This is a genomic window from Prevotella sp. RM4 (assembly GCF_000701965.1).
Taxonomy (GTDB): domain Bacteria; phylum Bacteroidota; class Bacteroidia; order Bacteroidales; family Bacteroidaceae; genus Prevotella; species Prevotella ruminicola.
This window is the reverse complement of sequence record NZ_KL370843.1, coordinates 54,790-69,291: the sequence shown is the minus strand read 5'-3', so window position 1 is coordinate 69,291 and position 14,502 is coordinate 54,790. Positions and strand designations below refer to the sequence as shown.

General features: G+C 52.3%; 13 protein-coding genes and 1 riboswitch. Of the genes, 5 read left to right on the top strand and 8 right to left on the bottom strand.

Features of this window, described 5'->3' with window-relative positions:
* Positions 1 to 21 precede the first annotated feature (21 nt).
* The gene (hisD, locus tag T499_RS0113505) at positions 22 to 1,314 is read right to left on the bottom strand and encodes a histidinol dehydrogenase (RefSeq protein WP_033151402.1); all 1,293 of its coding nucleotides are present in this window, start codon (positions 1,312 to 1,314) and stop codon (positions 22 to 24) included.
* 38 nt (positions 1,315 to 1,352) lie between these two features.
* Entirely contained in the window at positions 1,353 to 2,204 is an 852-nt protein-coding gene (gene hisG / locus T499_RS0113500) for an ATP phosphoribosyltransferase (protein ID WP_033151401.1), read from the bottom strand.
* 118 nt (positions 2,205 to 2,322) lie between these two features.
* Between hisG and T499_RS0113495 the strand changes: the two genes are divergently transcribed.
* Entirely contained in the window at positions 2,323 to 3,456 is a 1,134-nt protein-coding gene (locus T499_RS0113495) for an MltF family protein (RefSeq protein WP_052173766.1), read from the top strand.
* Between the two features lie 106 nt (positions 3,457 to 3,562).
* On the opposite strand, the gene rpiB is transcribed toward T499_RS0113495, so the two are convergent.
* The 5 genes from rpiB to T499_RS0113470 form a co-directional block, all read right to left on the bottom strand.
* A complete protein-coding gene (rpiB, locus tag T499_RS0113490; RefSeq protein WP_028907954.1) occupies positions 3,563 to 4,006 on the bottom strand; it encodes a ribose 5-phosphate isomerase B in 444 nt (147 codons plus the stop codon).
* Between the two features lie 123 nt (positions 4,007 to 4,129).
* Positions 4,130 to 6,142 carry a transketolase family protein gene (locus tag T499_RS0113485; RefSeq protein WP_157054625.1) on the bottom strand — a complete coding sequence of 671 codons (2,013 nt, stop codon included), beginning with the start codon at positions 6,140 to 6,142 and terminating at the stop codon, positions 4,130 to 4,132.
* Between the two features lie 120 nt (positions 6,143 to 6,262).
* Positions 6,263 to 8,725 (bottom strand): glycoside hydrolase family 2 protein, encoded by a 2,463-nt coding sequence (locus T499_RS0113480; protein WP_033151399.1) that lies wholly within the window; start codon positions 8,723 to 8,725, stop codon positions 6,263 to 6,265.
* Positions 8,726 to 8,832: 107 nt separating this feature from the next.
* Entirely contained in the window at positions 8,833 to 9,657 is an 825-nt protein-coding gene (locus tag T499_RS0113475; protein WP_013063626.1) for an ROK family protein, read from the bottom strand.
* Positions 9,641 to 10,951: a histidine-type phosphatase gene (locus tag T499_RS0113470; protein ID WP_052173764.1), complete on the bottom strand. Its 1,311-nt coding sequence runs from the start codon at positions 10,949 to 10,951 to the stop codon at positions 9,641 to 9,643. Before T499_RS0113470 ends, T499_RS0113475 begins: the two co-directional genes overlap by 17 nt.
* A gap of 120 nt (positions 10,952 to 11,071) precedes the next feature.
* On the opposite strand from T499_RS0113470, the gene T499_RS0113465 reads away from it, so the two are divergent.
* On the top strand, positions 11,072 to 11,839 hold the full coding sequence (locus T499_RS0113465) for an amidohydrolase (RefSeq protein WP_033151398.1): 768 nt from the start codon (positions 11,072 to 11,074) through the stop codon (positions 11,837 to 11,839).
* On the opposite strand, the gene T499_RS0113460 is transcribed toward T499_RS0113465, so the two are convergent.
* On the bottom strand, positions 11,826 to 12,722 hold the full coding sequence (locus T499_RS0113460) for a cation diffusion facilitator family transporter (protein WP_033151397.1): 897 nt from the start codon (positions 12,720 to 12,722) through the stop codon (positions 11,826 to 11,828). The genes T499_RS0113465 and T499_RS0113460 overlap by 14 nt on opposite strands.
* Positions 12,723 to 12,816: 94 nt before the next feature.
* Positions 12,817 to 12,919: riboswitch (TPP riboswitch) on the top strand.
* Between T499_RS0113460 and thiS the strand changes: the two genes are divergently transcribed.
* From thiS to T499_RS0113445, 3 genes are all read left to right on the top strand, one after another.
* Entirely contained in the window at positions 12,906 to 13,103 is a 198-nt protein-coding gene (gene thiS, locus T499_RS0113455; RefSeq protein ID WP_013063548.1) for a sulfur carrier protein ThiS, read from the top strand. (Overlaps the previous riboswitch by 14 nt.)
* 5 nt (positions 13,104 to 13,108) lie before the next feature.
* The gene (locus T499_RS0113450) at positions 13,109 to 13,729 is read left to right on the top strand and encodes a thiamine phosphate synthase (protein WP_139294819.1); all 621 of its coding nucleotides are present in this window, start codon (positions 13,109 to 13,111) and stop codon (positions 13,727 to 13,729) included.
* Positions 13,722 to 14,495 carry a thiazole synthase gene (locus T499_RS0113445; RefSeq protein WP_033151396.1) on the top strand — a complete coding sequence of 258 codons (774 nt, stop codon included), beginning with the start codon at positions 13,722 to 13,724 and terminating at the stop codon, positions 14,493 to 14,495. The genes T499_RS0113450 and T499_RS0113445 overlap by 8 nt, the downstream gene beginning before the upstream one ends.
* Positions 14,496 to 14,502 lie beyond the last annotated feature (7 nt).

Genomic DNA, 14,502 nt, shown 5'->3' with positions numbered 1-14,502 from the left:
ACAAATACTGAAATTTAATGTTTAATCTTTAATGTTTAATGTACGCAAGCGTACGCGCATCGCGTTGGCATGTGCTTCGAGCTGTTCGGCTTCGGCCATGAGTTCTACGGCGCGACCGATGCTGCGGATACCGTCCTCGGTAAGATGCTGGAAGGTGATCTTACGGCAGTAGCTGTCGAGGTTTACACCGCTGTAGGCTGTGGCATAACCGTGGGTGGGCAGGGTGTGATTGGTGCCGCTGGCATAGTCGCCTGCACTCTCACAGGCATACTCGCCCAGGAACACGCTACCTGCATTTACTACCTTATTGGCCACCTTGGCATAATCCTTTACCTGCAGAATGAGGTGCTCGGGAGCATAGGCATTCGAGAGGTCGATGGCCTCCTGAAGACTGCTTACCAGTACCAGACGGCTGTTGTCGAGTGCCTTGGCTGCCATCTCCTTACGGGGCAGCAAATCCAGCTGACGGTTAACCTCGGCCTGAACGTCGAGGATGACCTGCTCGGAGGTGGTGATGAGGAATACCTGCGAGTCGATACCATGCTCGGCCTGCGACAGCAAGTCGGCAGCTACAAACTCGATGTTGGCATGCTTATCGGCGATGACGCACACCTCGGAAGGACCAGCGGGCATGTCGATAGCTACGTCGTGCAGGCTAACCTGCTGCTTGGCGGCCATGACATACTGGTTGCCGGGACCGAAGATTTTATATACCTTGGGTACGCTCTGGGTACCATAGGCCATAGCGCCGATGGCCTGTACGCCACCTGCCTTGAATATCTTGCTTACACCTGCAATGCGGGCTGCCACCAGAATGGCGGGGTTTACCTTACCATCGCGACCTGGAGGGGTGCAGAGCACAATCTCCTCGCATCCTGCAATCTTAGCTGGTGTGGCCAGCATGAGTACGGTAGAGAAGAGTGGGGCGGTGCCGCCGGGAATGTAGAGTCCAACCTTCTGGATGGCTACACTCTTCTGCCAGCAAACCACGCCGGGCTGCGTTTCGATCTTCTTGCCCTTGAACTGCTGCGACTCGTGGAAGGTCTTGATATTGTAGTGAGCTACCTGGATGGCTGCTTTCAAATCGGCACTTACCAGCGCTTCGGCTTCGTTCATCTCCTCTTCGGATACAGCCAGTGTGGGCAGATCAACATGGTCGAACTTCAGCTCGTAGCCCTTTACGGCATCATCGCCGCGCTTCTTTACGTCGGCCAATACCGATGCTACGGTGTCGTTGAGCTGCGAAACATCCAAGTGCGGACGCTCTACAATCTTTGCCCACTCGCTTCTTTGAGGGTTTCTTATAATAATCATTAAACTGAAATTTAATGTTTAATCTTTAATGTTTAATCTCAAAGAATCATCTTTTCAATGGGGGTAACCAGGATGCCCTGGGCGCCCATTTCCTTGAGTTTGCCAATAATCTCCCAGAACTGCTTCTGGTCGAGTACGGTGTGAACCGAGCACCACTCCTCATCAGCCAGAGGGATGATGGTGGGGCTTTTCAGGCCTGGCAGCACGTTGATAATCTCCTGCAGGCGGGCCTTGGGGGCGTTCATACGTACATACTTCTTGTCCTCGGCATCCTTTACGGCCTTAAAGCGGAACAGCATCTGCTCGAGGATGGCTTTCTTTTCGTCGCTCATCTGCTTGTTGCCAATCAGCAGAGCCTCACTCTGCATTACAATCTCAACTTCGCGCAGATTATTGCTCACCAGGGTAGAGCCTGATGAAACGATATCAAAGATAGCATCGGCCAGACCAATACCCGGGCTGATTTCTACGCTACCTGTGATGACATGGATTTCGGCATGGATATGATGCTGCTCAAGGAAATGTCGAAGGATTCCGGGGTAGCTGGTGGCAATCTTCTTGCCGTTGAACCACTCTACTCCCTTGTAGTCGATCTCTTTGGGAATGGCCAGCGAGAGGCGGCATTTTGAGAAGCCGAGACGTGAGATGATATCAGCATCTTCGCCACGCTCAACAAACTCGTTTTCGCCCACTACACCGATGTCAGCCACTCCACTGGCTACACTCTGTGGAATGTCATCATCGCGGAGGTAAAGCACCTCCAGCGGAAAGTTGGACGACTGCACCAGCAAGGTGCGTTTTGAGGCACTAACCTTGATGTCAGCCTCTGACAACAGGTTCATGGTGTCCTCGAAAAGACGTCCTTTTGATTGTACTGCAATTCTTAACATATCGTTAAATCTAAAAAATATCGGGTGCAAAATTACAAATTTTTCGCGAAATAAGTGTCATTACTGACCAAAAAGTAGTACCTTTGCACCGTTTTTACTAACAAAATGGTGCAGATTGATGCGAAAATGGTATAAATATGTCGGTTTTGGAGCGGTTTTGCTATCGCTGGTGTCGTGTTTCGAAAAGAAGCACGAACCCATTGTGGCACCCTGGGGCGTGATAGATGATACCGTTTCGGTATCCGACGAGTTTGATCTGCATGATATCCAGACCAGTGGCGAGCTGATTATGGCCACGGTGAGCGGTCCGCATACGTACTATGAGTATCATGGTAAGAGTCTGGGCACGCAGTTCCTGATTTGTCAGCGATTTGCCGACTCGCTGGGTGTGCGCCTGCGTGTAGAGGTGTGCCGCGACAGTATGGAGTTAGTAAAACGTTTTGCCGATGGCGAGGTGGACATTGTGGCCTGGCCCACACCGGGACATATCAGTGCCGATACGGCTAAGAACGACCTGGCTAAGGAGCTGCAGGGCTGGTATCGCCCGGAGCTGATAGCGGCTGTGCAGAAGGAGGAGAACGACCTGCTGACGGTGCGCAAGGTGCATCGCCGCATTTTCTCGCCCATGCTGGATGCCAAGGGCGGCATTATCTCGCATTACGACGGTTATTTTATGACGTATGCCCGCGACATACGCTGGGACTGGCGACTGCTGGCTGCCCAGTGCTATCAGGAGTCGACTTTCGACCCGCGTGCCGTATCGTTTGTGGGGGCTAAGGGACTGATGCAGATTATGCCTGGCACAGCCGACCATCTGGGCGTGTCACGCAGTCAGCTGTACGAGCCTGAGACGAACATACGTGCGGCGGTGAAATATATCGGACAGTTGCAGAACACATTCTCGGATGTGCGCGACCAGTATGAGCGCACCAATTTTGTGCTGGCCAGTTATAATGGTGGTGCGCACCATATCCGTGATGCCATGAACCTGGCTAAGCGCGACGGCCGCAACCCACACCGCTGGAGCGAGGTGGCGCCTTATGTGCTGAAGCTGAGTCAGCCCCGCTATTATAACGACCCCATCGTAAAATATGGTTATATGCGTGGTTCGGAGACGGTGGATTACGTGCAGCGAATCCGTCAGCGTCATGCGGGTTATCAGGGTGTGAAATCGCCTCACATGGGATTCCACGGAGTAGGCAAGCCCCGCAAAGCCGAACAGCGAAAGAATAAGTACGACATAAAGAATTAGGCACGGATTAACACGGCTTTAATAAATTAAAGACACGGCTATAGTTGCAATGCTAAAGCCGTGTCTTTTTTATAAAAAAGCCGTGTTAATCCGTGCCTAAAAAATATTATTTCTGAACGGGAATCTTGTCCACGCGCTTCTGGTGGCGGCCACCTTCGAAGCTGGCGGTGAAGAACTCGTCCATAATCTTGCGAGCCATGTTATTGTCGATGAAACGGCCTGGCATTACCAGTACGTTGGCATCGTTGTGCTGACGGATGAGATGTGCAATCTCGGGAATCCAGCACAATCCGGCGCGCACCTGCTGGTGCTTGTTCAGGGTGATTGAGATACCCTCGCCACTGCCACAGATGGCAATACCGGGATAAACCTCGCCACTCTCGATACCCTCGGCCAGTGCGTGTCCGAAATCGGGATAATCTACACTGGCATCGCTCCATGTACCATAGTCCTTAACGGGATAACCCTTCTCCTCCAGGTACTGGAGCACAAACTGCTTTAAAGCGAAGCCTGCGTGATCGCAAGCAACTCCAACTGTCTTTACTTCCATAGTTATAATTTATTTAAGAGGCACGGATTAACACTGCCTTATTTTTATAAGCACACAGCTCTTTTCAAGTAGAAAGCCGCGTCTTTTTATATAAAGCCGTGTTAATCCGTGCCAAATTATTACTTAAGCAAGCAGAGCCTTTACCTGCTTGTAAACATTCTCGCCGGTGAAGCCGAGCTTCTCGTCGAGCACCTTGTAAGGAGCTGAGAAACCGAAGCTCTCCAGACCCCATACGGTACCGTCGGCACCTACCAGACCCTCGAGGTTAACGGGCAGACCAGCGGTGAGACCGAACTTCTTAACACCTGCGGGCAGTACGCTCTGCTGATACTCCTTGCTCTGGCTGCGGAACAATCCCTCAGAAGGAACGCTAACCACGCGAACCTTAACGCCATCCTCGCGGAGCAGCTTAGCACCAGCCTCGAGGGTAGAAACCTCGGAACCTGAAGCCAACAGGATTACATCGAACTTCTCATCGCTACCAGCTACAACGTAAGCACCCTTAGTGGCCTGGTTGTAGTCGTTGCCCTCAGGCAGCATGTCGATATTCTGACGAGAGAAGATAAGAGCTGTAGGAGTATCAACATTCTCCATAGCCATGCGCCAGCAAACGGTGGTCTCCTCGGCATCGGCAGGACGAACTACCAATACAGAGTTCTTACCGTGGTGGTTCTTCAGCTTCTCCATCAGACGGATCTGTGCCTCCTGCTCAACAGGCTCGTGGGTAGGACCATCCTCACCTACGCGGAAGGCATCGTGAGTCCAGATGAACTTAACAGGCAGCTCCATGAGGGCAGCCATACGTACGGCGGGCTTCATGTAATCAGAGAATACAAAGAAGGTACCGCATGCGGGGATAACACCACCGTGCAGAGCCATACCAATGCAGCAGCAAGCCATGGTGAGCTCGGCTACACCTGCCTCGAAGAAGGCACCGCTGAAGTCGCCACGAACCAGGTCGTGAGTCTTCTTCAAGAAACCGTCGGTCTTATCTGAGTTGCTCAGGTCGGCTGATGCACAAATCATGTTGGGAACCTGCTCAGCGAGAGCTGACAGAACAGTAGCGCTGGCACCACGTGTAGCAGCACCTGCCTTCTGCTCAACCTTGCTCCAGTCGATAACAGGAGCCTTGCCGCTGAACCACTCCTCGAGCTGCTTGGCCTGCTCGGGGTGACCCTTAGCCCACTCAGCCTTCTCGGCATAGCGCTCAGCTACAATCTTCTTCAGCTCCTCGGCACGCTTTGCGTACATCTCCTGAACCTCGGGGAAGATCTGGAATGGGTTCTCGGGATCGGCACCCAGGTTCTTCATGGTGTTGATGTAAGCATCGCCACCGAGAGGAGCACCGTGAGTAGCGCAGTTGCTCTCGTATGAGCTGTTGTCAGCCTTACGGGCACCCTTACCCATTACACAGTGACCGATGATGAGTGATGGGCGATCCTTCTCGGCCTGAGCCTTCTTGATGGCCTCGCGAATCTGGTCAACATCGTTACCGTTAATCTTCTGTACAAACCAGCCCCATGCCTCGTACTTCTTGGCGGTATCCTCGCAGGTAACCACCTCGGTCTTGGTAGAGAGCTGAATATCGTTAGCGTCGTAGAACATGATGAGGTTGTCGAGTCCCAGGTTACCAGCGATACGACCAGCACCCTGTGAAATCTCCTCCTGTACACCACCGTCAGAGATGTAGGCGTAGATAGTCTGGTTCATGACGTTGCCCAGACGAGCCTTCAGGAACTTAGCGGCGATGGCAGCACCTACTGCGAAACAGTGACCCTGACCAAGAGGACCAGAGGTGTTCTCGATTCCGCGCTCAATCTCGCGCTCGGGGTGACCTGGAGTTACTGAGCCCCACTGGCGCAGGTTCTTCAGATCCTCGAGAGTGTACTTGCCGATCAGGGCGAGCTGGCTGTACAGCATTGGAGCCATGTGACCTGGATCGAGGAAGAAACGGTCGCGACCCTCCCATGCGGGATTCTCGGGATCGTAAACCAGGAACTCACTGTAAAGGGTGTTGATGAAATCAGCACCGCCCATAGCACCGCCGGGGTGTCCCGACTTAGCCTTCTCAACCATCGAAGCAGCAAGGATACGGATATTATCCGCTGCCATGTTCATAACTTTGTTGTCGTTCATAATGAATAATTAATTGAAAAACGTTAAATTTGGGGGCAAAGATACAAAATTATTCCGAAACAAATCACGGTTTCGGAATAATTATTTGATTTGGAGCAAAAAATTATTGTAATTTTACACTTATTGCTTGGAAACTCCTATCTCAACCTTAGTTTTGTCAGTCAAGGATGGCATTCGACAGGTAACGGTACGTGTCTCGCCTGGGGCCAGCGTCAGGTAGTTGTCGCTCCAGTAGGCGGGGCAAATCAGCTCGCCCTGGTTCTTGGCTGTTAAGCGAATCATAAACGCCACCTTATCGGTAGGATTGCTTATTTGTACCTGGTAGCCATCGTTAGTGGGAGTGGTGGTAAGCTTTACATCGGTGGTACACAGGCTGTCGAGCATGGCATACGAGGCGTACTTGGTGATAGGGGTGTGTACCCAGGTGGTCTTGTCCCAATCGTACGTATCCTTCTCGCTTACAATAAAATACTCGTTGGTGATGTCGTCGCCCAGCTTCAGCAGCAGGAAGGCGGCAGGGGCCTGGGCCATATCGATATCAAACACCTTGGTTACCATGCCGGGGGCTATCTCAATCTCCTGGCTGTCGTCGGTGCTCTTGTCGCCTCTCAGCAGTTGCATGCGGGCTGTGGCCTTGGCGGGGTGCAGCGTCTCGTTAACGGCATACACGGCCTTGGTGTAGTAGTCGTAAATCAGCTGCACTGGGGCGTTGGCTTTCTTTACACCGTAGTAGGCGGCATTGGGCTGTTTGTAGTAGTCGTACAACTGCCAGTAAATGCCTGGGCGTGAGCTGTTCAGCATCCACTGGATGATGCCTGTGGTGTGTGGCAATCTTACTCGGAAACTCTCGAACATTGCCTTGGTGCTCTCGTAGTTCAGCATGTCGGCACGGCGCAGGTACTCGTCGATATCCTTGGCCTCGCTAAAGCGGTTGCGAATCACCTCGTTCAGCTGTTTCAGCGAGTTCATGTCGCTGCCCGATGCGGTACACAGGATGTTCCAGCGCTGGTCGATGGGGAAGAGGTTGGGGCCTAACATCTTCTGCAGCGACTCTTTTACAGGCAACTGGGCGCCGATACCCGTCTCAGTATTGAATCCGAATGCGCCTCCAGGAGCATCTGGCAGATACCAGTAGCTGGGACCCACATACTCGTACGGACCAGCCATCTTGGTGCCTGAAGGACCAGATATCTCGCTCGTCTGATCCTTGGCCGAAATCAGGTATTGGCGATCGTCCTCGGTGCTCAGGAACTGCTGATATTTTTTCTCCAGTTCGGGCTTGGGCAGCATGTCGCTACCTACAAACCAGCCGATGATGGATGGGTGATAGCGCAGCCACATCACCTGATCCTCGAACGAACGGGCTATCAGGTCGATATTCTCTGGGCTCAGTATGCCGCCGTACAGCTCGTCGCAGGGCGAGCCGATATAGTCCTCCCACTCCCAGTGACAGCTCCAGCCCACCAGGATAAAGAGTCCCAGCTCGTCGCACAGGTCGTACAGGTTCTGCGAGGTGCCCCAGAAACCCTCCAGGCGCACGGTGTTCATATTCATGTCGCGCACATACTCCAGTTGCTGGCGATTACTCTCGGGTGTGTCGCGCAGATAGATATCATCGGTCCAACCGGCACCACGCAGCAGCACGGGCTGTCCATTCAGCGAAAAGGCGCGGTAACCCTCGTCGGTGAGGTAGCTTTTTATCTCGCGAATACCAAATCGCACATCTTCGAAATCCGAAATTTTGTGGTCCTCGGCAAACTCAATGTGCAAATCACACAGTTCGGGCTTGCCCATGTTGTGGCACCACCACAATTTTGGGTTTTTGATATGTATCTCGGTAGGACTCACAAAGCGTTTCTTCTCGCCAGGAGCCAGACTTACGCGGTAGTTGAACTTCTGTCCGTCGGCAGTACCCTGCACGGTGCCTTCGACGGGCTTGTCCGACAGGTTGCGCAGTTCGGTGGCGATGGTGAGCCAGGCCTCGTTCAGCGTTTCGGTGTTTACACGCGAACGTACGGCTGAGTGCGACAGGGCCACATTGCCGCAGGTTTTTACACGCACCTCGCGGTAGATACCCATGTTCTCGTCGGCAGGGCGCGGATTCCAGTCGGCAAAACCGATGTTGGGTTCGCCGGGCTGTGCACGAAACACCTCAACCTCCAGCTTGTTTTGTTTGGCAATCTCGTTGGTTACATCAAACTCAAACTGTCGGAACGCGCCGTACATCTCCTTGCTGTTGGCTATCTGCTTGCCGTTAAGCCATACGTTGGCGCGGTAGCTGATACCGTCGAAGTTCAGCACCGCATGTTCTCCCTCGTTGAGTGGTTGCAACTCAAAAGTGGTGCGGTACTTCCAGCTTTTATCAAACTGTGTTTTGTTAATCCTGGCATAGTCGTCGGCAGTAAGTGCTTCGGGTTCTATGCCGTTGGCAGTGAGCGTACCCATCAGGGTGCCAGGCACTTGGGCTGGTATCCAACCATCGGGTGTTTCTACCTCCCAGTTCATATCCAATGTCTTATGCTCGGTACATGCAGCAGCCACAACCGCCAGCATCCCCGCCGCCAAAATAGTTTTAAATTTCATATTTTAATGTTAATACTTCGTATTGAGCCTGCTCACGCTCGACAAAGCCCAAGCAAGCTTGGCTCTGTTCTCGCTTAATCGCAGCCTTTAATGTTAATGTTTAATGTTTAATGTAAAGCTGCGGCTCCCAGCATGGCAGCGTTTGGTAAGGTTGATGGCTGGATGCGGGTGGCAGCTACGTTCTCGGGGTAGGGGAAGGTGCTGAGTTGCTGGCGCATGGGCGCTTCGTAAAGTGCGAATGCGTTGGCTATGCCGCCACCGATGATGATGGCTTCGGGGGCATAGGTAAACAGCACCGCCTTCATCAGGTTGCCTACATGCGTGCCAAACTCCTGCCACACAGCCAGTGCCTCCTTGTCGCCAGCCAAAGCCAACTTGGCAAAGTTAGCACCTGTGTCGCCATGCAGCTTACTGAAGAATCGGCTACTGCAGTAAAACTCGTAGTCGGCATCCAGATAGGGCAGCGAACCTATCTCGCCAGCACCTGTATTCACACCGTTATACAGCTTGCCATCGATGATGATACCTGCGCCAATGCCGGTACCTATCGTCAGGCCCACCATATTCTGTGTGCCCTTGCCCTCGCCATAGCGCCAGGCACCCAAGGCAAAGCAGTTGGCATCGTTGTTAACGGCTACGGGCACACTAAAGTCGTTTTCGAGAATCTCCTTCAGATGTACCTCCTGCCACGAGGGGATATTAGCCACATTATATACGATGCCCTGCTGGCAATCTACCACCGAAGGCACACCCACACCAATGCCCGTTACCTCGGGGCGCATCAGCTGGGAAATCTGTCGCTTCAGTTGGGCAAGCACCACCTCCTCGGGCTCCTGTGCGGGGCAGGGCTCTATCACGGTATCAACCACCGTGGCGCCATCGGTCAGTCCAACACGCATGTTGGTACCGCCTAAATCAATCGCTATTTTCATCTTTATAGGTTACGTTTGCTTGTTTCAAAATGTTACGATAATAGGCCGAAACATCCTTCCAATGGTAGAAGGGGTAGCAGTCGGTTGGGATGGGGATGGATGTCTCGTTCTCGTTCATCAGGAATTTAACCAGGATATCATCCGAGCCCTGCTTGCGGAAGAAGATAAGCTGCACGTTACCTGCCATGGGGATGAGTCGGAACAGGGCAAATGTGTTGTGCAGATTCTCCATATCCTGCGTGCCACCCAGGGCCTCTTTTACACCTAATATATATGAGAAAGGTAGCAGCACGCTGTCGTGACCGAAGCGAAGGCGCACCTGTTTCTTACCCGAAGCTATCATGAGGTCGGCCTCGTCGAGGAAGTTCTTCAGCAGCGGATAGATGGCGTAGTAGTTGGGGCGCGAACCAGGCATCAATCCCTCCCACAGGCACCAGCTGGCATTGTAAACATAAAAGCCGTCGATAAGTTCGTCGGTGGTAAACAGATCGTTGAACGACAGATTCAACTCGGGCAGACAATGCATGTTCGAGGCGATGTTCCATAAGCCATCAGCCAGCTTGTAGCCATCCACAAATCCTTCCAGTTGTTTGGGATCCTTAAACAGCATCTGCATCTGGTAGCGTCCGTTCAGCTTTTCGTGGCGGAACTTATCCAGCTTGTCGTACAGATGTCCGTCGATACCTTTCTTGGGGATGAAAATACTGTCGTTGGGTATCAGGTAGTACATGTCGTGTTCGCTGGCATCCATTGTGATGCTGAGCTTTGGATTCATGCTCTTCAGTTCCTGACAGAAGTTAGCCATCGAGAGCATGCAGCGACGAACGGTTGATGAGTTGGCTTTTACCTCAACGGGCTGCATCAGCAGTTGTTGGTAGTTGGTAGCCAGTCGGTGGGCTATGCCCTGATGCTGTCGGGCACCCAGCTTAGTCAGGTCGCCATCGCGATGCCATGCATCGGCAGCAGCCAGTTTTACACGTTGCAGTACCTCTACGCCTTTGGGTGTAAGCCAGCCGCGCGCCTGGGCGGTATCCATCTTGCCAATCACGTATTTGTAGGCATTGTCGTCGGTCATATAGCGGGCACCGTGACGGCCGTAATGACTCACGTAGAATGGTTCGTACCCAGCAGGTGCAGGCGTTACTGTTCCCTTGGGCAGGGGGTAATTGCAATAGTTGCCGGTAGCCAACTCCATGTTAGCCAACAGTTCGGCCTTTGATGTCTGGGCCTGCATGGGCGCACAGAGCATCGTAGCTGTAAAAGCACAGATAAAGGTTTGTTTTAAATGATTCATAAACTGTTTTGAATAGTTGATTTGTGGCGCAAATATACATTATTTTTCTATAAGGTGGTGCATTTTTTTAGTTTTTTTTGTATCTTTGCCGGCATATTATATTAATAAGGTATAAAGATTATGAAGATAGCGATTGTACAAAACGATATACGTAGCAACGATTTTTCTGAGAATCTGGAGCATCTTGAAACGTTGATAGATCAGCATCCGGATGCTGATATGTTTGTGCTGCCTGAAACCTTTGCCACAGGCTTTATGCCCGAGGGCGGTGTAGGAGGCTCGGATTATACGGGTTATGATATTTTGCAGTGGATGGGGACCAAGGGGTTTCTGTATGATGCTGCCGTAGTAGGAAGTGTGGCTACTAAGGATGACGCTGGACAGCTGCGTAACCGTTTGTATTTTGTTCGCCCCGATGGCAAGGACGAGTATTACGACAAGCGCCATCTGTTTACGTTTGCCGGCGAAACCAGGGATTACGTGCCAGGCGATCGCCGTGTGATAGCAGAGTGGGGTGGTGTGCGTTTCCTGCTGCAGGTGTGCTACGATTTGCGATTCCCTGTTTTTTCGCGTTCGCGTGGCGATTACGATGCCATCATCTATGTAGCCAACTGGCCCGAACAGCGTCAGGATGTTTGGCAAACCTTACTGAAGGCGCGTGCCATCGAGAACCAGTGCTATGTGATAGGCGTAAACCGTGTGGGTAGCGACGGCACCTGTAAGTATATAGGTGGTTCGGTGGTGATTGATGCCTATGGCCGCACCATCGCCCAGTGTGCCGATGGTGAGGAGGGTATTGCTACCGTTGAACTCGACATGGAACAGCTGCAGCGTTTCCGTAAGAAGTTCCCTGTGCTGGACGATGCCGACAAGTTTAATGTTCTCTGATGCTTTTTGGTTCTACGTGAACGGCGATGTGTGTTTCGGCGCCGTAGTGCTCGCGTAGAATGTTTTCTACCTCTTCGCTCTTGTTGTGAGCCTCGCGCAGACTGATGTCATCGTCCATCAGTATGTGCAACTCTATGGCGTAGTGGTTGCCCAAACGGCGCGTGTGCAGATCGTGTGGCTCTGTAACGCCAGGTATCGATCCTGCCAGCTGCAGAATCTCGCTCTCAACCTCATCGGGCAGCGAATGCTCCATCAGGTCGCCAATGCCATTACGCAGCAGGTCTATCGCCACCTTAATAATAAATAGGCCCACGATGATACCTGCCATGGGATCGAGCACCGTCCATCGTTCACCTAAGAAGATGGCGCCACCAATGCCGATGGCTGTGCCTATACTCGACAGGGCATCGCTGCGGTGGTGCCAGGCGTTGGCCTCTACTGCCTGCGAGTTCAGCTTGCGGGCCTGCACCATCGAGTAGTGGAACACCGCCTCCTTGAGTACAATCGACAGCAGCGCTGCCCAGAGTGCCAGCAGGCCTGGTGCCTCTAAGGTGCCGCCCTGTGCCCAATGGATAATTTTTGTGAGTGCGCTGTACACAATGCCTACAGCTACTATCAGTAGTGCCAACCCAATCAGTGTGGTGGCCAGCGTTTCGTATTTACCATGCCCGTACTCGTGCGATTTGTCGGTAGGCTTGCCGCTGATGCGCACAAACACCAGCACGATGATATCTGTGACAAAGTCGGACAGCGAGTGCACCGCATCGGCAATCATTGCCGCACTATGTCCCACAATGCCCGCCACAAACTTAAACAGCAGTAGCACCACATTCACCGCGCCACCCACCATTGTTACCTTATATATCTCTTTATTCCTTTCCATTGTAGTGCAAAAGTAGTAAATTGATAGCAAATAGCAAAAAAAACTGCGATTTATTTGTCAGATAGAAATAAAAACATTACTTTTGCAGCGCAAAATTAAATATTCGGGGTGCTGAGGCATGTGCCAAAGCTGAGAAAATACCCATAGAACCTGATACGGGTAATGCCGTCGGAGGAATGCAATATGAAAGTAAGGATTAACAACAAACAACACGAGACGCAAGCCAAAACTGTATCCGAGCTTGCCGCCCAATTGCAGTTGCCCGCCAAAGGTGTGGCAATAGCTATCGATAATGAGTTGAAACCGCGCACTACTTGGGATGACACCATCCTGCAAGAGGGCGCCACTATCACTATTATCAAAGCTGCATGCGGGGGGTAAGGGCTATGTTACAGTTTATATCTCACTACACCGATAAGTATAGCTATCTGGACAGCATCCGCCTTGCCTTGCAGGGTGGTTGCCGATGGATACAGCTGCGCATGAAGGACGCTACCGACGATGAGGTGCGCCCCGTTGCGATTGAGGCCCAGAAGCTATGTAAGCAGTATGGCGCTACGTTTATTATCGACGATCGCGTGGCATTAGTAAAGGAGTTGCAGGCCGATGGTGTGCATCTGGGTAAGAACGATATGCCCATTAGCGAGGCACGCCGCCAGTTAGGTCCCGATTATATCATAGGTGGAACTGCTAACACCATATGGGATGTAAAAGCCCATTATGCGGCTGGTGCCGACTACATTGGCTGTGGCCCCTTCCGCTTTACTACCACCAAGCAGAAGTTGTCGCCGGTACTAGGTCTGGATGGCTACCGACGGATTATCATCGAGATGCGTGCGGCGCATATCGACATACCCATTGTGGCTATCGGCGGCATTACCAAGGACGATATACCCGCCATACTGGCTACCGGCATCACCGGCATTGCCCTGAGTGGTACAGTGCTAAGGGCTGCGAACCCCATTGACGAAATGAAACACTTAACAAACATAGTTAATCATGAGTAAATTAGTAATTGCAGGACGGGAGTTTAACTCTCGTTTGTTTCTGGGCACAGGCAAGTTTAACAACAATGCGCTGATGGCCCAGGCTATCGAGGCTTCGGGATCGGAGATGGTTACCGTTGCCATGAAACGTGTGGAACTCGACGACAAGAACGACGATTTGCTGACACACATCACCCAGAACCCACGTATACAACTGCTACCCAATACCTCGGGTGTGCGTAATGCTGAAGAGGCGGTGTTTGCTGCCCAGATGGCCCGCGAGGCCTTTGGCACCAACTGGTTGAAGTTGGAGATACACCCCGACCCACGCTACTTGTTGCCCGACTCGGTTGAGACCCTGAAGGCCACCGAGCAGTTGGTAAAACTGGGCTTTGTGGTGCTGCCATACTGCCAGGCCGACCCTACGCTGTGTAAGCATCTGGAAGAGGCTGGTGCAGCTACTGTCATGCCACTGGCTGCCCCCATCGGTACCAACAAGGGTTTGAGAATGAAGGATTTTCTGCAGATTATCATCGACCAGGCCACGGTGCCTGTAGTGGTTGATGCCGGTATCGGTGCCCCCAGTCATGCTGCCGAGGCCATGGAGATGGGTGCCGACTGCGTGCTGGTGAATACCGCCATTGCCGTTGCAGGCGATCCCGTAAAAATGGCTGATGCCTTCCGTCAGGCTGTCATCGCCGGTCGCCAGGCCTTCGAGGCAGGCTTAGGAGCCATCGCCGACAATGCCGAGGCCTCAAGTCCATTAACCGCTTTTCTTAATGTTTAATGTTTAA